Below are 17,153 nucleotides of genomic sequence, written 5' to 3'. Positions count from 1 at the left end.
GTAAAGTTAGGAACAATATGGCGGGCGCTGGCTAGCGAGGGTGCTAGTACACCATGCCCATGGCCTGCTGCACCTCTGCGAGCGTGGCCTCGGCGATCTGGTTGGCGCGGCGGTTGCCCTCATGCAGCACGTCCTTGACGTAGCCCATGTCGCGGGCGAGTTCCTCGCGGCGAGCGCGGATGGGGGCGAAGTACTCGTTCACGCTCTCGGTGACGTACTTCTTGAGCTGGCCGGAGCCGCCCATGCCGATTTCCTCCGCGATTTCGGTCTCCGTGCGGCCGGTGCAGATGGCGGCGGTGGAGAGCAGGCCGGATACGCCGGGACGCGCCTCGGGATCGAAGGTGATCATGCGCTCGCCGTCGGTCTGGCTCTTCTTGATGCGCTTGGCGGTTTCCTCCGCGGTCATGGAGATGTTGATGGCGTTGCCGTAGGACTTGCTCATCTTGCGGCCGTCGAGGCCGGGCAGCAGCGGCGTGTCGGACAGCAGCGCGTCGACCTCGGGGAACACCTTGCCGTAGCGGTTGTTGAACTTGCGGGCGATGGTGCGGGTGAGCTCGATATGCGGCAGCTGGTCGCGGCCGACGGGGACTACGTTGCCCTTGCAGAACAGGATGTCGCATGCCTGGTGCACGGGATAGGTGAGCAGAAGGCCGGTGAGCTCGTGACCGGACGCTTCCATCTCCGCCTTGACGGTGGGGTTGCGCTGCAGCAGCGCTTCGGAGACCAGCGAGAGGAACGGCAGCATGAGCTGGTTGCACGCGGGCACGGCGGAGTGCGTGTAGATCATGGTCTTATCGGGGTCCAGGCCGCATGCCAGGTAGTCGAGAACCATGTTGTAGACGTTGTCCTGGATGTTGTCGGTGGAGTCGCGGTCGGTGATGACCTGGTAGTCGGCGATGAGCACGTTGGTGTGCACGCCCATGTCCTGCAGCTCCACACGGCTCTTGAGCGTGCCGAAATAGTGGCCCAGGTGCAGGCGACCGGTGGGGCGGTCGCCGGTGAGCATGGTGTACTTCTCGGGGTGCAGCGGCAGGTCGGCGCGGATCTGGTTGCTGCGCTCCAGGCTGACTTCGTAGCTGAGCTCGTTGGGCATGGCGGTCTCCTTTTTTGTCTTGTTGCGGCCATGGGGCCTGCATGGGCATTCGATCGGGCGGGCGCGAACCCGGTTTCTCGGCGCTTTGCGTCGGGTTGTCGGATGCGGCGCCGCAGGGATTAGCGCTTGGTCTTGCTGTGCGGGGTTGGGGCGGCGCCGGGTTTGCGCGGCTTGAGCTTGGCGATGCGCTCCTGGTGTTGGCGGCGCTCCGCCCTGACCTCGTCCGCAAACGCCTCGTCGTCCGGCGTGACGATCTCATCCTTCTTGGTCTTGGGGTTGTAATGATGACGCAAGACGGGCTCGAAGAGATGGAGCCTAAACGCGAAGGCGGCGGAGAGGGCGAGGAGTACCAGGAAGATGACGAAGCGCCAGAAGACCTCTACTTGGTTGATGGCGGCCGCGCCCAGGTTGAGCAGGATGCACCACAGGTAGATGAGAAGCACCGCTTGCCGTTGGTCGTATCCTCCCTGGATGAGGCGGTGGTGGATATGGCCCTTGTCCGCCTGTCCGATGCTCACGTGCGCGCGCATGCGGCGGATGATGGCGGAGAAGGTGTCGATGATGGGCACGCCCGCCACGATGAGCGGGATGATGAGCGAGGTGAGCGCCGCGGTGCGCGATACGTTGAGCAGCGAGATGGAGCCCAGAGCGAAGCCAAGCAGCAAAGATCCGGAATCGCCAAGGAAGATCTTGGCGGGGTGGAAATTGTAGCGAAGGAAGGCGATGCACGAGCCGATAAGCGCGGCGGAGATGGCGGCGGCGTCGCCGCGTCCCGCTAGGATGGCGAAGGAGAACATGGAACAGCCCGCGATGGCGGAGATGCCGGTGGCGAGACCGTCCAGGCCGTCGATGAGGTTGATGATATTGGTATAGGCAACCAGATAGATGATGGTGATTGGGTAGGCGAAAAAGCCCAGGGAGATTTCCCCGCCCGCTTCGAACGGGTTGACGATGGCATGGATGAGCAGGCCACTGGAGGCGGCGAGCATGGCGGCGATAACCTGGCCTGCGAGCTTTGCTTTGGGCGAGAGCTGAAGTACATCGTCCAGCGCGCCCGTGGCGACGATGGTCAGAAAAGAAAGGCCCAGCATGGGGTAGTTGATATCCATGCTGGGATGGGGGACCAGCGCGGAAGGCCAGCCCCAGTTGAGGGTGCCGAAGATCTGCAGCGCGCACGCGACGATAAGGCCGGCGAACACGGCGAGTCCGCCCATGCGCGGGGTGGGCACGGTGTTGACGCGGCGCTTGGACGGGTAGTCCACGGCGTCGAGCTTGATGGCAATCTTCTTGACGACGGGCGTCAGCACATAGGTGGTGGCGAAAGCCGCGAGCGCCAAACAGATGTAGGGAAGCAGAGACTCCACGTGAATACCGCTTATCGTAGATATGTACAGAATCTCACCTATGATAGCCGAGATGCGACGACTAAAGGGGGCGGGCGGCTCGACAACACCGTCATAGCAAAAGTGCGAGCTGGGCGGTGGTTGAGTGTGCGCCGTCATGCCCGTGGACGCATTGATGATGGGCGGGATGGGTGCCCGAGGGCCCGCGATGCCCGCGATGTCCAAGTTTTCAACTTTTCTCATTGACAGACGCCGAGAGTTGTTTAGAATAATCACTTGTCTTGGGGACGTAGCTCAGTTGGGAGAGCGCTGCCGTCGCATGGCAGAGGCCGAGGGTTCGACTCCCTTCGTCTCCACCCATTGACTTGGCAAAGAGGATCTCGAAAGAGGTCCTCTTTTTCTTTTCGCGCCCGTTGGCGTCTTGGTGATTTTGCCGCCTATGATTGTTATGCATGCTCGATATAACGCGAACTGCGGAAAAGCCATTATCGTATGCATGCAAAATCAGGGTTGAAAAACCGTCCCCCTTTGGGATGGCAGCTGAGTACCACGAGGTGGGTAAGGGCTCGGCGTTTGGACGGCCCGCCTCGCTCAAGCTGCCTCGTCTTGAGCTTTTCGGCTTGCCGCGATGCTTCTTGAGGTATCGCGATCGGGTGTGTTCGGCGTCACTATCTATAAAATAGTAAGGTAAGTGTCTTCCGTCGCTCTTGCAAGCAATCCGCGGAAAGCTTCAAATGGGGATCTTTGGCCCTTGCAAGCCTCAAATAGCAAGGCACCGTAGCCAAAAGAGCAATGTATAAGCACGTCGATCCCCACCTGAAGCGGTTCAACTGCCATCGGAATCGGCGACGCCTTACAAGAGTTCCTCGACGCGCCCTTTGTACCCGCGTTATGCCAGGTAGCGACCGGTCATGCTTTCCGGACGGGCAGCGATGCTCGCCGGCGTGCCGCTCGCGACGATGCGTCCACCTTCCTCACCGTCGCCGGGACCCATATCCACAACGTAGTCGGCGTGGCGGATGACGTCCAGGTCATGCTCGATGACAATCACCGTCGCGCCCCGGGTCACCAGTCGGTCGAATACGCCTAGCAGCACCTGCACGTCCAAGGGGTGCAGGCCTATGGTGGGCTCGTCGAACACAAAGACGCTGCCCTGCTGGTCTCGCTTCATCTCGCTGGCGAGTTTTAGGCGCTGGGCCTCGCCGCCGGACAGCGACGGCGTCGCCTCGCCCAGCGTGAGATACCCCAGCCCCAGATCATGGAGCATCCTCAGCTTGTCGTGCGTGCGCTTAAGGTCGCCGGTTACTTCCAGCGCCTCGTCTACGCTCATCGCCATGAGGTCCGGGATCGACAGCTCGGTTTGCTGGCCGCCGCAGGCGCGCTTGATGGATTCGGCTCGCGATGCGTAGCGGGTTCCGCGGCACTCCGGGCACGTGGCCTCGACGTCGGGTAAGAACTGGACGTCGAGTGAGATCGAGCCCGTACCATCGCATGTGGGGCAGCGCAGCGAACCGGTGTTGTACGAGAAATCGCCCGCCTTAAGGCCGGCATCGCGCGCGGTGTCGCATTTGGCAAACGCGCGGCGCAGCTCGTCGTGAACGCCCGTGTAGGTCGCAACGGTTGAGCGGGCGTTGATGCCGATGGGCGAGGCGTCGATAAGGTTGACCTTGGTCACGTTCTCGGCATCGACCCATGCGACGTGCGCTGGCATGGCGGTGCCGGGCGCTACGGAGGTTTCGGTGGACGAGGTGCCCTTGCCGCGGCGCCCCGCATCATCGCGACCGCGTTGCGCGCAGAGCGCCTGCAGTGCCGGCACCAGGGTCTCGAGCACCAACGTGGTTTTGCCGGAACCGGATACGCCGGTAACCGCGACAAGCCTGCCGCAGGGGATGTCGATCTCGAGGGGCTTGACTGTATGGAGGCCGCGCGAGCCCAAGCGGATGCGACCCAAGTCGAACATCTCGTCTTGGTCTACGCGCGGGCCGTCCGCGCTGGATCCAAGCGCCGTCGCAGCGCCGCCGCCGGCTCCTGCTCGCCCGGTCGCGGCGCTTTCTCGTTCTAGCTCGCCGGCAAGAAACGGCGAGATAACGGACTGCTGGTTTGCGACCACCTGCTCAACGCCGCCTTGGGCGATGACGTAGCCGCCGCCCGAGCCCGCCACGGGGCCCATCTCTACCAGATGGTCTGCATGCGTCAGCAGCTGCACGTCATGGTCGACCATCACCACGGAGTTTCCGTCCGCGATCAGGTCGCGCATCACGCCAAGCAAGCCGTCTATGTTTGAGGGATGCAAGCCAATCGATGGTTCGTCGAGCACGTAGAGCACGCCCGTGGTGCGGTTTCTCACCGCGCGCGCAAGCTGGACGCGCTGGCGCTCGCCTGTAGACAGGGTGGAGCCCGCTCGGTCCAGCGAGAGGTATCCCAGTCCCAGGTCAAGCAGCCGGCGCGCGCCGGCAAGGACGGCGTCGCAGATGCTCTCCGCCATGGGGCGCATGTCCTCTGGCAGGGCGGCGGGTACGCCGCGGACCCAGTCGCATAGCTCCCTTAAGGTCATCTGGCACGCTTGCGCAAGGTCTATGCCCCGCACGCGGGGCGAGCGCGCGGCGGGCGATAGGCGGGTGCCGCCGCAGTCTGGGCACGGCCCTTGGGTAAGGAAGCGCGCCACGCGCTTCAGCCCCTTCTCGTCCTTAACCTTGGCTAGGGCGTTTTCAACCGTGTAGACGGCGTTGTAATAGGTGAAGTCAAGCTCGGCGAAGTCGTTGCCCTTCTTGGCTTTGTAGAGAATGTGGCGCTTCTCCGCCGGCCCGTCAAAAACGATATCGCGTTCGCGTTGGGTGAGTTCGCAAAACGGCACGTCGGTGCGCACGCCCATCTCGCGGGCGACCTGCTTCATGAGGTCCCACATAAGCGAACCCCAAGGCAGCACCGCGCCCTGGTCTATGCTCAGCGACTCGTCGGGCACCAGGGCGGCGCGGTTCACGGTGCGCACCTCGCCCGTGCCCTGGCAGGTGGGGCAGGCGCCGCCGGAGTTGAATGAGAGGTCCTCTGCCGCGGGACCAAAAAAGCTGTGGCCGCATGCAGGGCAGGTCAAGGGTTGCTCGGCTGCGACGGCAAGGCTGGGTTCGCAGCGCGCGCCGCAGGCGGGGCACACGTGCGATCCCACGCGCGAGAACAACAGGCGCAGGCCGTTCAAAAGCTCGGACATGGTGCCAAAGGTGCTGCGCGGGCCTGGAATGGCCGGGCGCTGGTGCAGGGCGAGCGCCGCGGGAACGTAGAGTACCTGGTCCACATCCGCGCGTCCCGTCTGCGTAAGGCGCCGCCTGGTGTAGGCGGAAAGCGCCTCAAGGTAGCGTCGCGACCCTTCTGCGTACAAAACGCCCAGAGCAAGTGAGCTTTTGCCCGATCCCGAGACGCCGGCGATGGCCACCAACCGTCCCAAAGGGATGTCGATATCTACGTTTTTAAGGTTGTGGACGCGCGCCCCGCGCACTTCGATATGGTCGGGTGCAAACGCGTGGCTGCCCGCATTCATCATGGTCAAAGCTCCCGTCACGGGCTGGACTCATGGTCTAGAGACAAGAAGACCGCCCCCCGCATTGCTAAAATGAACCCACCTCTCAGAAGGTGGGCGCCCTCATCGTACTCTCCAGCTTCCTTAACAACGAAGGATATCTGTAACAGCAACGACTGTGTGGGCTCCCTAGAAAAACGCGACGGTTCACCCAGTTGCTCCGCGGGGGGCGGAATACCTATATCTTAGGTCCGCGTACTTTCATTACTAGTCTTGACTTGTAGAAATCGGTATCGGATTATTGAAGCACACGCCTATTTTTACTCTGACAAGAATCTATCAAGAGAATATTCTCGTTCTTAACACCGCAGGTAAAAGCGTTGTTTATGATGCGCCGTCAGGTTTTATTCGTCGCCGGCAGCGCGATCTCCCCTTATCTTCCTCGAGGGCGCGGCCATGGGCCGCAAGATCCGTGGGGCTGCCCCGCCGCCCGCCGCCCAATACGCGCCGTTCAGGATGAACCGCGCATGAAGAAACGGTTTAGAGGCGGTTTCACGTGGACGAGGATATCCGCGAGACATCTTCGGTCGCAATTCTTCGCCATCACTTATGTGAACGTTGTTCAATCTTAATGAACTCTGTTCATATTCCGCAAACCAATCGATATAGTTGGCTATACGGGCTTCGGTGCCCGCGGGCGCCGGAGACGTTTTGCCATTTACGCGTTAGGTTAGGAGAGCCATGAAAAAGTACGCAAACGCCGCGATCGTCTATTCGTTCCTCGCTTTGGCGGGGGGCGTGTTCTATCGCGAGTTCACCAAGTTCAGCGGGTTCGAGGGCGCAACCTCGCTGGGGTTCGTCCATCCGCATTACCTCATGCTGGGCGTCTTCTTCTTTTTGGCGTTGATCGTCTTCGATAAGCTCTTCAACGTTTCGCAGCGTTTGGGCAAGCTCCTTGTCGGCTACCAGGTCGGCCTCAACCTCAGCGTAATCATGATGTTGGTTCGCGGTGTGCTGCAGGTTCTGGGTACCCCGCTTTCTTCCGGCGCCAACGCCGCCATCTCCGGTATCGCGGGTATAGGTCACATCATTTTAGGCGTCAGCCTGGTTATGATCCTGTTCAAGATCAAATCCGCCGTCATGCAGGAGGGCAGGTAATCGGTCTCTTGTGCATCGCCCCTCGCGATTCGCTCGACTCGCAGCTGGAGTACAATTTCATAGCAAGCCGTAGCCGGCGCGCCCGCATCCTGGCAGGCGCGCCGTTTTGCAACCAGCCTCTGGGACGGGCGATGCTTGCGCGAACCGCTCCCGTCGCACGTAGGAATAATAAAAACGGGGCGCGACCGTGCCCAAAAAGAGCCCGAAAAGCCCGTTGAAATGGGGATCAACAATGCATACGCTGTTAACGCCTGACGCCTTGGATGCCTGCGAGCTCTGCCCGCGATGCTGCCGGGCAGCCCGCGCGAAGGGCGCTCGCGGCGTCTGCGGCGCGGACTCTACGCTCAAGATCGCCCGCGCGGCGCTGCACATGTGGGAGGAGCCTCCCATTTCCGGTGAGGCGGGCTCGGGCACCATCTTCTTCAGCGGATGCCCGCTCAAGTGCATCTACTGCCAAAACCACCAGATCTCTACCGGGGGTTTTGGCATCGAGGTCTCTCCGGAGCGCTTGGTTGAGATCATGCTCGAGCTGCAAGACCAAGGCGCCCTCAACATCAATCTGGTGACGGCGACGCACTATGCTCATCTGCTGCCCGCTGCGATCACCGCGGCGCGCCAGCGCGGCCTCAAGATCCCGATCGTCTACAACACCAGCGGCTACGAGCGCGTGCAGGCGGTCGCAGAGCTTGCCGGATTGGTAGACGTGTGGCTTACCGATTTCAAATACGCCGACGTCGCGCTCGCGCGCAGTCTTTCCCACGTGCCGGATTACCCGGACGTCGCGGCCGCCGCGCTCGCCCAGATGGTCTCGCAAATCAACGCTGCCGGTGGCGAGCTGCTGGCGCAAGACGGCCATATGCTGCGCGGCATCATCGTCCGTCATCTGGTGTTGCCCGGTCATGCGGAGGATTCCTGTCGCGTGCTCGACCGCATCTGGGAGGTCGCCGGCGACGTTCCTATCTCCGTCATGAACCAGTACACGCCCAACCAGCGCATGCGCGACCAGGGCGGCGACCTTGCACGCGCGGTTTTGGACGAGGAGTACGAGATGGTGCTCGACCATGCAGACGACCTCGGCTTCACCACCATGTTTTGGCAGGAGGGCGGCGCCGTGGATGAGAGCTTCACCCCGCCGTTCGACACCACCGGCGTGCTCGAGTCCGCCGCTATCTCGAATGGGCGCATCGGCTAGGTGCGCGCGTTGCCGAACGCTGCCGCGAGGGCGGCCGGGGCTGTCCCGCCTGCGCCCTGTCCCACGTCGTACGGAGCCCTGCCAAACGGGTATACTTTTCAAGATTGACTTCACCCAACTCCGGCGCCCCTTGGCGTCGACGCATCAAGGAGGTCGGCTTCATGACCGATCAGAACACCCCGCTTTCGGATGAGGAGCGTGCAGAGCTCGAGGCACTCCGTGCCGAGAAGGCGCGCCGCGAGGAAGAGGAGCGCGCCCGCAAAGAGCGTGCCGAACTCGAAGCCCTTCGCGCCGAGCAGGCGGCAGCGGACGCCCCTGCGTCGCAGAAGCCCGCCGCCGCCCCCAAACCTCGCCGCGCGCCTGCGCCTCAGGAGTCCGCCATTGATCCGGAGAACCTTACCTTTGGTCAAAAGATGGTCATGACCAAGGACGAGGTTGACGAGGACGGCGTGCCGCCCATGCCCCCGGCGCAGAAGCTCATCATCGCCGTCGGCGTGGTGTTGCTTATCGTTGCGGGCTTCTGGCTCGTAAAGAACAACCTGCATTAGGCTTTTTCGCCGCCGTCGACGCACCAAATCGCCGGCGGCATTTCTCTATCCATCGCTTCAAGGGCGAATTCGACTCGGTCTTCCGCGCCTTCCGCGACGGGGGACCGCGCGCGAATCGCCGCAATAGGAGGACACTATGGCGCTCACCGACATCGCCCGTCCCACCGACGTTTCCATGCTTACCGACCTCTACGAGCTCACCATGGCCCAGGGCCTATGGGAGAACGGCAAGCTCGAGGAGCAGGGCTGCTTCACCGCGTTCTACCGCGATCGCCCCTTTGGCAACGCGTTCGCCGTCATGTGCGGTACCGCGGAGCTGCCGGAACTGGTCGAGAACCTGCGTTTCACGGACGAGGACATCGACTACCTGTCCTCCCTGTCCGCACCCGGCGGCGGCAAGATGTTCAACCCGGATTTCCTCGAGTTCCTGCGCGGGTTTCGCATGCACGTCGACATCGATGCGGTGCCCGAGGGCGAGCTGGTCTTTCCGCGAGAGCCCATGGTGCGCGTGACGGGCTCCGCCCTTGAGTGCCAGCTGCTCGAGACCGCGCTGCTCAACACCATCAACTTTCAGACGCTGGTCGCTACCAAGACCGTCCGCGTGGTCCAGGCGGCAAAGGGCCGTCCCGTCGCCGAGTTCGGCCTGCGCCGTGCCCAGGGCCCCGATGGCGGACTTGCCGTGGCGCGCGCTAGCTACGTCGCGGGCTGCGCTTCCACGTCCAACGTGCTGGCGGGCCGTCGCTACGGCATCCCGGTCTTCGGCACCCACGCCCACAGTTGGGTCATGAGCTTCGATACCGAGCTCGAGGCCTTCCGCGCGTTCGCCCGCTCCATGCCAAAGAACTGCACGCTGCTCATCGATACCTATGACGTGCGCGAGGGCGTGGAGAACGCCATCATCGTCGCCAAGGAAATGGAGGCGCGCGGCGACCGACTCGCTGCCATCCGCATCGATTCGGGCGACCTCGCCAAGCTTTCCAGCTATGTACGCTCCCGATTCGACGCGGAGGGGCTCGACTACGTCAAGATCTCCGTGTCCAACGATTTGGACGAGTACACCATCCAGTCCCTCATCGATCAGGGTGCCCCCATTGATTCCTTCGGCGTCGGCACCAAGCTCGCCACGTGCTATGACCAGCCCGCGCTCGGTGGCGTTTACAAGCTCGCTGCCCGCCGCGCGTCCGCCTCTGACGCCTGGACGCCCGTGGTCAAGCTCTCTGAGCAGCCCTATAAACGAACCATTCCTGGAATCCAGCAGGTTAGGCGCTATATGGATGCGTCCGGCTCTCCGGTGTGCGACATGATTTTGGACGAGGCGTACCTGGAGGGGGAGGGCGACCAGCGCGGTGCCACCTTGGTCGCGGTCAACGATGCCGCCCTGGTGACCGACGTGTCCGGGTTCGATTTTCGCGAGCTTCTCGCCCCGTGCGTGCGCGACGGCTGCGCGGTGGCTCCGAGAGAGGACCTCTCCGTTGCGCGCGAGCGTTGCGCCGCAGCCATCGAAGCCCTCGACCCCGCATACAAGCGCTTCCTCTACCCGCAGTCCTACGTGGTTGGCATGGAATCCGGTCTGGCACACGTCCGTGACGAACTCGTCCGCGAGCGCATGAGCGAGGCCGCCAGCTCCCTGCCATGGAAGACCACTAAGTTCTAACACCGTGTCGTCGTTTACCGATCGGTACTTGGAGGCGATGCCATGCCAGCATTAAGTATGTTTTTTGGAATCATTGTCTACATGTATAGAGAATTGGGTGGAAAACACAATCTGCCTCATATCCATGCGATTTATTCAGGTGATGAGGTGGTTGTCGATTTGGAAGGTAACGTCCTGGAAGGGGCGATTCCAAGGAATAAAATGAGGCTACTACTTGCTTGGATTGAAATACATCGTGAAGAGCTAGAGGCAAATTGGGCTTTGCTGAGTGCAGGAGAGCAATTCTTTAAAATTGATCCGTTGCGTTAGGTGGTGTCTAATGTCGATTCCAAGGTTGTTGAAAGTGACGCCTCGCGAGGACCGTTCTCTTGTCCTTGAGTATGACTCCGGCGAGCGCAAGGTTTTCGATGTTAATCCTTATATCTCCGGTTCTTGGTATGGCGAGCTTGGTGAGATTCCTTACTTCAATACTGTATCTGTTGTTTCCGGGGGAAGCGGTATCGCTTGGCCTCACGGCCAAGACATCGCACCTCATGAGTTATATGAATTGAGCGTCTCGTGCTGACGCGCGCCCGCTCGTCCGCGAGCGCATGAGCGAGGCCGCCAGCTCCCTGCCATTGAAGATCACCAAGTTCTAACACCGCGCCGGCATATGTCCGCGCGTCCTGCGCTATGATGGGCTGACGAATTATCTGCGCGCCGTCGCATCCTCGCGGCGGCGCGCCTGCATGTTGTCGAGGTGTTCCATGTCAGTCCAGCGCAAAACCATGGTCGTCAAGATCGGTTCCTCCACCCTGGTTGGGGAAGACCGCCAGATTCGTCGCGATTTCATCGCGGACCTTGCCCGCCAGGCGGCAGAGCTTCGCAATCTGGGATGGAACCTCGTCGTTGTGAGCTCCGGCGCCATCGCGTGCGGCGCGCCCAAGCTCGGCTTCGCTAAAAAACCCGCCGACATGCCGAGCCTGCAGGCGTGCGCCTCTGTTGGCCAGTGCATCCTTTCGGCTGTGTACGACGAGGAATTCCGCGCCGCAAGCCTGCTCACCTCCCTTGTGTTGCTCACCCGGCACGATACCGCCCGCAGGTCTTCCTATCTTCATGCTCGCGATGCCCTCACGCGCCTGGTGGAGCTTGGTGTCGTTCCCGTAGTGAACGAGAACGACACCACCACCGTCGATGAGATCAAGTTTGGCGATAACGATACGCTTGCCGCCTTGGTGAGCTGCCTGGTGTCTGCTGATCTCTGCGTCACCCTGTCTGACATCGACGGCCTGTATACCGCCAACCCATCGCTTGATCCCACCGCGCAGTTCATCCCGTGCGTCACCAAAATCGACGCTGCTATCATCGGATCGGCAGGAGACTCCACTACATCGGTGGGTACCGGCGGCATGATCACCAAGATCCGTGCGAGCCGAATCCTCATGACGGCGGGCATCGCAAGCGTCATCTGCAGCGGTGCCGAGGAGAACGCGCTTGTGCGTCTAGCCTCGGGCGAGTCCGTCGGCACGCTCTTCGTTCCCCCCGCGGACCGCTTGGAGATCGCTCCCCGTAAGCTTTGGATTGCCCTGGGCGACTCCGCGCACGGGTCGGTGACGGTGGACGATGGCGCGGCCGCGGCAGTGGTGCAGCGTGGCAGCTCGCTTTTGCCGGTGGGCATCACCGCCGTCGAAGGTTCGTTCTCTACGGGTGACGTTCTCGATATCCGAGATCGCGACGGCTTCGTAATCGCTCGCGGTCGCGCGGAGGCGGGTTCGGACGAGCTCGAGCTGGCGCGCGGCCGTCGTCAAGACGAAATCGCTGGCAACCATCTTCTGGCCGCGCTCTCCGGCAAGCCCGCCATCCATCGCGACCAGATGATCGTTTTCGCTTAACGCAGGTTGGTCTCTATCAAAAGTAAGTTGCAGTTAGCGTGCTAGGTGACCCATCTGGCGCGCTTCTTCATAAAGGTGCTGAAAAACGCTGGTGCCCGCGCGTAGCCCGTCGTGCTCGAACTCATTGGTAACCCAAGGGTGGGCGTTGCCAACGCGTGAAAGTGTGTCAAGCTGTAGGCCTGAGTCCACGTACATGTCATCGAAGTAGACCGCAGCGTGAACAGGGGTCTCGTTGGCGGCAAGACGTGCAGGGTCGTAGACCGCATCGAATTCCGTATCCCGCATCAGCTCATCCATCGCAGCAGCGAACGGCTTGAGCTCCGGGCACTCTTCAAACATCCAGGGGAACGCTGCTTCCCCCGTGAATAGAAGCGGGCGGGCGAGCGTGTCGAATTCATGTCGATGGGCCTTCTCGGCCGCTGCCGCCCAATTGATGGGCGCGCACGTTCCGCTGGCGTAGATGAATTCCTGCAGCGTCCAGTACAGGGGGTTGGCGCAGGTGTTGGTACGCTCGAGCACGCTCATCAAGAATCCCTCTGAAAGTTCAGGCGCACCCGCGCCCAGGGAGCTTCCATCAAGGTCTTCAAATGCGTGGTCAAAAAGCCAGTGCATGCGTTCAAAGCTCGGCTTCATGCCAAAATCGCTGCCCAAGAGCTGCAGTCGCTCAACGGTGAGGGGACTGCCGTCGGGCAGCGTTGCGGTGCTGCCCTCAAGGGCATCTGCGACGGCGGCGACGCGTTCGATGTCTCCTGGGTAGCGGCGATAGTACGCTTCGGTTTTGGCCTGCATGCGCGGGAAGGTGTGGGCGTAAACCTCGGCGGCGGTGCCGGGAACGTGAGGGACGCCTCCGCATACAAAGCTCTGTTGAATCGCGCCGGGGAACAGCGACAAGTAGCTTAGGGTTATAAAGCCGCCGTAGCTTTGCCCCAGCGTGGTCCAAGGTCTTCCACCAAATTGCGTGAGGCGTAGATACTCGAAGTCGCGGACGATGGAGCTGGCGAGCATGCGCTTCAAGAGGTCTGCTTGGACGCGAGATACGCTTGCGCCGGCTTCTGCGGCGGCTCGCCCAATGCGAGCGATCCCTCGTCCGCTTATACGCGAGCTGCGACCGCATCCGCGCTGGTCCGGAAGGATTACGCGGTAGTGCTTAACGGCCTCTCCAAGCCAGGCGGGATCGGTATCGCTACCGGGGCGCGGGCTCTCCCCGCCGGGGCCTCCTTGGAAGAAGACGAGAAGCGGTAGGTCATCGTCCAAATGCTCGGGAGAGCAAACGATGCGGTAGAACAGCTTGATGCTCTCGGGCGCGCCTGGAATAGGGGAGGGCATGGCGCCGCGGCGCATGGTGCTGCCCAGCGCGAGCAGCGCGGGTTCCAGGCCGCGCCAGTCAAGGGGGACGTCGATGGAATGGTCTTCGATATAGAGGCCGGGAACGTAGTAGCTTGCGAGTTTCATGGTGTCTCCCTGGTGTCTGCGATTCGGGCAGCGGTGTTTGTTGCGACCAGTATACCCCTTTTTCAAAAAGAATAGAACACACGTTCTATATTTATGTTAGAATCAATGGCAATCGATGGCGAGGGGGAGTTATCGCCAGGCTGCTTTCGAGTACTATGGAGTGGTGTTAAATCTGCGAGAGGAGCCACCTATGGCCGATAATATCGCTGCCTATGTAGAAAACCTGGCACAGGCCGCAAAAGCCGCGTCGCGTCCGCTGGGATTCGCGTCCGATGAGCAGCGCGTAGCCGCCGTTCGAGGCATGGCGACCGCTCTGCGCCGCAACGCCGACGCCATCATCGCCGCCAATGCTCTCGATATGGACGCCGCCCGCGCCGCTGGCACCAGCGAGGGCCTGCTCGACCGCCTGCTGCTTACTCCGGAGCGTATCGAGGGGATGGCGCAGGGGTTGGAGTCTCTAGCGACCCTGCCCGATCCGGTGGGCCGCGTTCTTGAGGAGCGCACCATCGACTGCGGGCTCAACCTGCAGAAGGTGAGCGTGCCGCTGGGCCTTGTCGCCATGGTGTACGAGGCGCGACCCAACGTGACCTCTGACGCTGCGGGCATCTGCATCCGTACGGGTAACGCCTGCATCCTTCGCGGCGGCTCCATCGCCCAGAACTCCTGCGTGGCCATCGCCCACGTGTTGGCGGATGCCGTACAAGACGCCGGGCTGCCCCGCGACGCCGTCAGCATTATCGAGACCACCGATCGCGCTGCCACGGACGTGCTTATGGGCCTGCGCGGCACGGTGGACGTTCTCATTCCGCGCGGCGGCGCAGGGCTCATTCGCCACTGCGTGGAAAACGCCTATGTTCCGGTGATCGAGACCGGTACGGGCAATTGCCATATCTACGTGCACGAGTCCGCGGACTTTGAGAAGGCGCGCGCCATCGTGATGAACGCCAAGACCCAGCGCGTGGGCGTGTGCAACGCTTGCGAGTCTCTGTTGGTGGACGAGAAGATCGCTGACGCGTTCTTGCCGCAGATGCTGGTCGAGCTGGATTCTGCCGGCGTTTTGGTGCACGGCGACGAGCGCACCCGCGACCTTGCCGACATCATGGACTTTGTGGACGCGACGGAAGAGGACTGGGGCCGCGAGTACCTGGCGCTTGAGATCAGTGTCAAGGTGGTGGCGGACGAGGACGAGGCGATCGCGCACATAGGTCGCTACGGCACCGGCCACTCGGAGGCGATCGTTGCGGAGGACGAGCAGGCGTGCGAGCGTTTCCTGCGCGAGGTCGATGCCAGCGCCGTGTACGCCAACGCGTCCACCCGCTTTACCGATGGCGGAGAGTTTGGCTTGGGCGCGGAGATTGGTATCTCCACCCAGAAGCTGCACGCGCGCGGGCCGTTTGCCGCCGAGGCTCTGACAACGTATAAGTACGTCGTCCGCGGCGAGGGGCAGGTTCGTCCGTAGCCCTTATGGCTTTCTTGCGGGCGCGCATCGGCTGACAACAAGATAGATATTTCAGGCCGGCATCTGGCTTATGGCGAGGTGCCGGCCTGTTTGCACCTTTTGGAAGGAGATGTTTGGGCTAGTGCAGCTGTTCGAGGATATAGAGAGGCTTGAGGTCGAATTCCGATGCGCCGGATTCCAGCGCCGCCTCCCATGAAGCGTTGTTGTTGAACCACATGTTTTCAAAGTTGTCCACAGGAACAATACGGTAGGCGAGGGTCACCGTGCTGCCGTCTTCAAGCGTTGCAGTAATCTCCAGGGTGCCTTTTGCAAGCTCTTGCGCCGCGGCAAGTTCGATGAGGTAGCGTTTCTTGCTCCATGCTTCTGGGGAGTCGCCGGCCTCAAGCTGGACGACCTCTCCGTTTTCTCCTGCGGCAGTCGCCGTTACGCAAAGGCTGAGCTGGTCAAGGTCCGGCGGTGTGGTGCCATCTTCGCCCACGGTGATCTCTGTCAGCATGGAAGTGCCGTAAGATTCGCCGGGCAGAACATTGGCCTTGTTGCGCGATCCCTTGAGCTGCACGTTCTTGTTCGTTGACCGATAGCGAATCGACACGATGCCGTCGCCCATGCAGGACGGATCGATGACGTACTCCTTTAGAAACGAGCCGTCGCTGTTTTCCGTATATCCGCCCCCTTCATGAAAGATGTCCTCGGTAGCAAAGATGGCGTTGTCGCGACCATCGACCGGCGTACCTTTGGCGTATGCGGTGAGCACAATGTTTGTCTGCATGGGCGCCGCCGCGTCATCTGTATTGTGGACGAGTAGGTGGGCGAGTGCGAGGGTCCCAAAAAACACGGCGGCGATGATGCAGGCGGCTGTGGCGGCGATTCTTACCATTGGCGCCTTTGTACGATGCGGGCGCCATCGCGTTTCCGTCGCTCGTGCTAGCTCAGCGCGCTTGGCCGCAACGGCGCATTGCAGCGAACGAAGGGTTAACTCGTCCTCGCCCAGCACAGAGATCTTCTCAATGAAATCGTCCATATAGAAATTGTCCATATAATCACTCATCACGGCCTCCTAAGCGCGGGGCTCCGACGGGTTTGCAGAAGTATGCTGCGAACCGTTTGCATGTTGACGGCCTTTTTCACGGGGAGCGGCAAGGGCGTCATCTGCCCCCATGCGGGCCAGCTCCTCGCGCAGCTTCTTTCTGCCACGGTGGAGCCTGGCGCGCGCGGCTGTGGGAAGGCAGCCCATGATCTTGGCCGTCTCGTCCACCGAATAGCCTTCGACGTAGTGCAGGTGCGGTGCAGCGCGCAGTTTGTCCGGCAAACGGCCCATCGCGATCCAAACCGGGTGGTCCAGCACCGCTTCAAGCGCCGGGTCCGCAGGGTCCTGGTCCATAAGCGCGGCCATGTCCTCGCGCGTTTCAACGTGGCGGCGCCACGCCAGGCGGTGCAGGTCCGCGCAGGCGTCGTGCGTGGCGCGCAGCAGCCATGCCTTAAGGTGCTCGTCATCATGGAAACGCACCTGGCTTTTGAGCAGTTTGATGAACACGTTTTGGGCGATGTCCTGGGCGTCCGCCATGCTGCGCGTGCGGGCGAGGGCCAGCCGAATGACGGGTCCGCGGTGCCGCTCGGCCGCGTGCTCCATAAAGGCTTCCGACCGCAGCGCAGGGCCGGCGGCCTCTTTGGCGCCAATGGGTTTCGATATCTTCGTCATGCGCTTCACCTCCTCACCCTATACACGGTGTGAGCGGCAAATACGTTACAAGGTTTCTAAAAAAGAGAAAAAGAGCTGTCGACGGGCGGTATGATACGCGCTGACTACAGACATTGCGGCAGCTTGGGGGCACTATGCAGGCAAGCCCAGTGACCGGGCGGAAGCTATACGGC

Annotated in this window: 14 protein-coding genes and 1 tRNA gene; 9 read left to right on the top strand and 6 right to left on the bottom strand. The window is 61.8% G+C overall.

Features of this window, described 5'->3' with window-relative positions; all coding sequences use genetic code 11:
- Positions 1 to 43: 43 nt before the first annotated feature.
- Both trpS and B3H65_RS00660 read right to left on the bottom strand, forming a co-directional pair.
- A complete protein-coding gene (gene trpS, locus B3H65_RS00665) occupies positions 44 to 1,093 on the bottom strand; it encodes a tryptophan--tRNA ligase (RefSeq protein WP_009141704.1) in 1,050 nt (349 codons plus the stop codon).
- A gap of 119 nt (positions 1,094 to 1,212) precedes the next feature.
- On the bottom strand, positions 1,213 to 2,457 hold the full coding sequence (locus B3H65_RS00660) for a glycosyltransferase family 4 protein (protein WP_009141705.1): 1,245 nt from the start codon (positions 2,455 to 2,457) through the stop codon (positions 1,213 to 1,215).
- 262 nt (positions 2,458 to 2,719) lie between these two features.
- Here B3H65_RS00660 and B3H65_RS00655 point away from each other — a divergent pair.
- A tRNA-Ala gene (locus B3H65_RS00655) sits at positions 2,720 to 2,792 on the top strand.
- Between the two features lie 533 nt (positions 2,793 to 3,325).
- Here the strand turns inward: B3H65_RS00655 and B3H65_RS00650 are convergent.
- Positions 3,326 to 5,971 carry an excinuclease ABC subunit UvrA gene (locus B3H65_RS00650; protein ID WP_286683720.1) on the bottom strand — a complete coding sequence of 882 codons (2,646 nt, stop codon included), beginning with the start codon at positions 5,969 to 5,971 and terminating at the stop codon, positions 3,326 to 3,328.
- Positions 5,972 to 6,688: 717 nt separating this feature from the next.
- Here B3H65_RS00650 and B3H65_RS00645 point away from each other — a divergent pair.
- From B3H65_RS00645 to proB, 7 genes are all read left to right on the top strand, one after another.
- Positions 6,689 to 7,105, top strand: a complete 417-nt coding sequence (locus B3H65_RS00645) for a DUF2871 domain-containing protein (protein ID WP_286683719.1) — start codon at positions 6,689 to 6,691, stop codon at positions 7,103 to 7,105.
- 232 nt (positions 7,106 to 7,337) lie between these two features.
- Positions 7,338 to 8,297 (top strand): radical SAM protein, encoded by a 960-nt coding sequence (locus B3H65_RS00640; protein ID WP_278563554.1) that lies wholly within the window; start codon positions 7,338 to 7,340, stop codon positions 8,295 to 8,297.
- Positions 8,298 to 8,458: 161 nt separating this feature from the next.
- Complete coding sequence (locus B3H65_RS00635; RefSeq protein WP_286683718.1) at positions 8,459 to 8,845, top strand: hypothetical protein; 387 nt, start codon at positions 8,459 to 8,461, stop codon at positions 8,843 to 8,845.
- 136 nt (positions 8,846 to 8,981) lie between these two features.
- Positions 8,982 to 10,499: a nicotinate phosphoribosyltransferase gene (locus B3H65_RS00630; protein ID WP_286683717.1), complete on the top strand. Its 1,518-nt coding sequence runs from the start codon at positions 8,982 to 8,984 to the stop codon at positions 10,497 to 10,499.
- A gap of 42 nt (positions 10,500 to 10,541) precedes the next feature.
- Complete coding sequence (locus B3H65_RS00625) at positions 10,542 to 10,808, top strand: DUF4160 domain-containing protein (protein ID WP_117679831.1); 267 nt, start codon at positions 10,542 to 10,544, stop codon at positions 10,806 to 10,808.
- A 10-nt stretch (positions 10,809 to 10,818) separates the two neighbouring features.
- The gene (locus B3H65_RS00620; protein WP_117679830.1) at positions 10,819 to 11,064 is read left to right on the top strand and encodes a DUF2442 domain-containing protein; all 246 of its coding nucleotides are present in this window, start codon (positions 10,819 to 10,821) and stop codon (positions 11,062 to 11,064) included.
- A gap of 181 nt (positions 11,065 to 11,245) precedes the next feature.
- Positions 11,246 to 12,370 carry a glutamate 5-kinase gene (proB, locus tag B3H65_RS00615; protein ID WP_286683716.1) on the top strand — a complete coding sequence of 375 codons (1,125 nt, stop codon included), beginning with the start codon at positions 11,246 to 11,248 and terminating at the stop codon, positions 12,368 to 12,370.
- Between the two features lie 33 nt (positions 12,371 to 12,403).
- On the opposite strand, the gene B3H65_RS00610 is transcribed toward proB, so the two are convergent.
- The gene (locus B3H65_RS00610; RefSeq protein ID WP_286683715.1) at positions 12,404 to 13,822 is read right to left on the bottom strand and encodes an alpha/beta fold hydrolase; all 1,419 of its coding nucleotides are present in this window, start codon (positions 13,820 to 13,822) and stop codon (positions 12,404 to 12,406) included.
- A 190-nt stretch (positions 13,823 to 14,012) separates the two neighbouring features.
- Here B3H65_RS00610 and B3H65_RS00605 point away from each other — a divergent pair, with 190 nt between their 5' ends.
- Positions 14,013 to 15,281, top strand: coding sequence for a glutamate-5-semialdehyde dehydrogenase (locus B3H65_RS00605; protein WP_286683714.1), 1,269 nt, complete (start codon positions 14,013 to 14,015; stop codon positions 15,279 to 15,281).
- Between the two features lie 118 nt (positions 15,282 to 15,399).
- On the opposite strand, the gene B3H65_RS00600 is transcribed toward B3H65_RS00605, so the two are convergent.
- Together B3H65_RS00600 and B3H65_RS00595 are read right to left on the bottom strand one after the other, a co-directional pair.
- Positions 15,400 to 16,317 carry a hypothetical protein gene (locus B3H65_RS00600; RefSeq protein ID WP_286683713.1) on the bottom strand — a complete coding sequence of 306 codons (918 nt, stop codon included), beginning with the start codon at positions 16,315 to 16,317 and terminating at the stop codon, positions 15,400 to 15,402.
- A gap of 21 nt (positions 16,318 to 16,338) precedes the next feature.
- Positions 16,339 to 16,980, bottom strand: coding sequence for an RNA polymerase sigma factor (locus B3H65_RS00595; RefSeq protein ID WP_286683712.1), 642 nt, complete (start codon positions 16,978 to 16,980; stop codon positions 16,339 to 16,341).
- Positions 16,981 to 17,153 lie beyond the last annotated feature (173 nt).

The organism is Collinsella sp. UBA1693 (assembly GCF_002320115.1).
GTDB lineage: Bacteria > Actinomycetota > Coriobacteriia > Coriobacteriales > Coriobacteriaceae > Collinsella > Collinsella tanakaei.
This window is presented reverse-complemented; position numbering and strand designations above follow the sequence as displayed.

Excerpts from the sequence above, each read along its gene's own strand:
- B3H65_RS00640 (WP_278563554.1), top strand. The coding sequence starts at position 7,338 with ATGCATACGCTGTTAACGCCTGACGCCTTGGATGCCTGCGAGCTCTGC.
- B3H65_RS00610 (WP_286683715.1), bottom strand. The coding sequence starts at position 13,822 with ATGAAACTCGCAAGCTACTACGTTCCCGGCCTCTATATCGAAGACCAT.
- B3H65_RS00605 (WP_286683714.1), top strand. The coding sequence starts at position 14,013 with ATGGCCGATAATATCGCTGCCTATGTAGAAAACCTGGCACAGGCCGCA.
- proB (WP_286683716.1), top strand. The coding sequence starts at position 11,246 with ATGTCAGTCCAGCGCAAAACCATGGTCGTCAAGATCGGTTCCTCCACC.
- B3H65_RS00635 (WP_286683718.1), top strand. The coding sequence starts at position 8,459 with ATGACCGATCAGAACACCCCGCTTTCGGATGAGGAGCGTGCAGAGCTC.
- B3H65_RS00650 (WP_286683720.1), bottom strand. The coding sequence starts at position 5,971 with ATGATGAATGCGGGCAGCCACGCGTTTGCACCCGACCATATCGAAGTG.
- B3H65_RS00630 (WP_286683717.1), top strand. The coding sequence starts at position 8,982 with ATGGCGCTCACCGACATCGCCCGTCCCACCGACGTTTCCATGCTTACC.
- B3H65_RS00620 (WP_117679830.1), top strand. The coding sequence starts at position 10,819 with ATGTCGATTCCAAGGTTGTTGAAAGTGACGCCTCGCGAGGACCGTTCT.
- B3H65_RS00595 (WP_286683712.1), bottom strand. The coding sequence starts at position 16,980 with ATGACGAAGATATCGAAACCCATTGGCGCCAAAGAGGCCGCCGGCCCT.
- B3H65_RS00625 (WP_117679831.1), top strand. The coding sequence starts at position 10,542 with ATGCCAGCATTAAGTATGTTTTTTGGAATCATTGTCTACATGTATAGA.
- B3H65_RS00645 (WP_286683719.1), top strand. The coding sequence starts at position 6,689 with ATGAAAAAGTACGCAAACGCCGCGATCGTCTATTCGTTCCTCGCTTTG.
- trpS (WP_009141704.1), bottom strand. The coding sequence starts at position 1,093 with ATGCCCAACGAGCTCAGCTACGAAGTCAGCCTGGAGCGCAGCAACCAG.
- B3H65_RS00600 (WP_286683713.1), bottom strand. The coding sequence starts at position 16,317 with ATGGACAATTTCTATATGGACGATTTCATTGAGAAGATCTCTGTGCTG.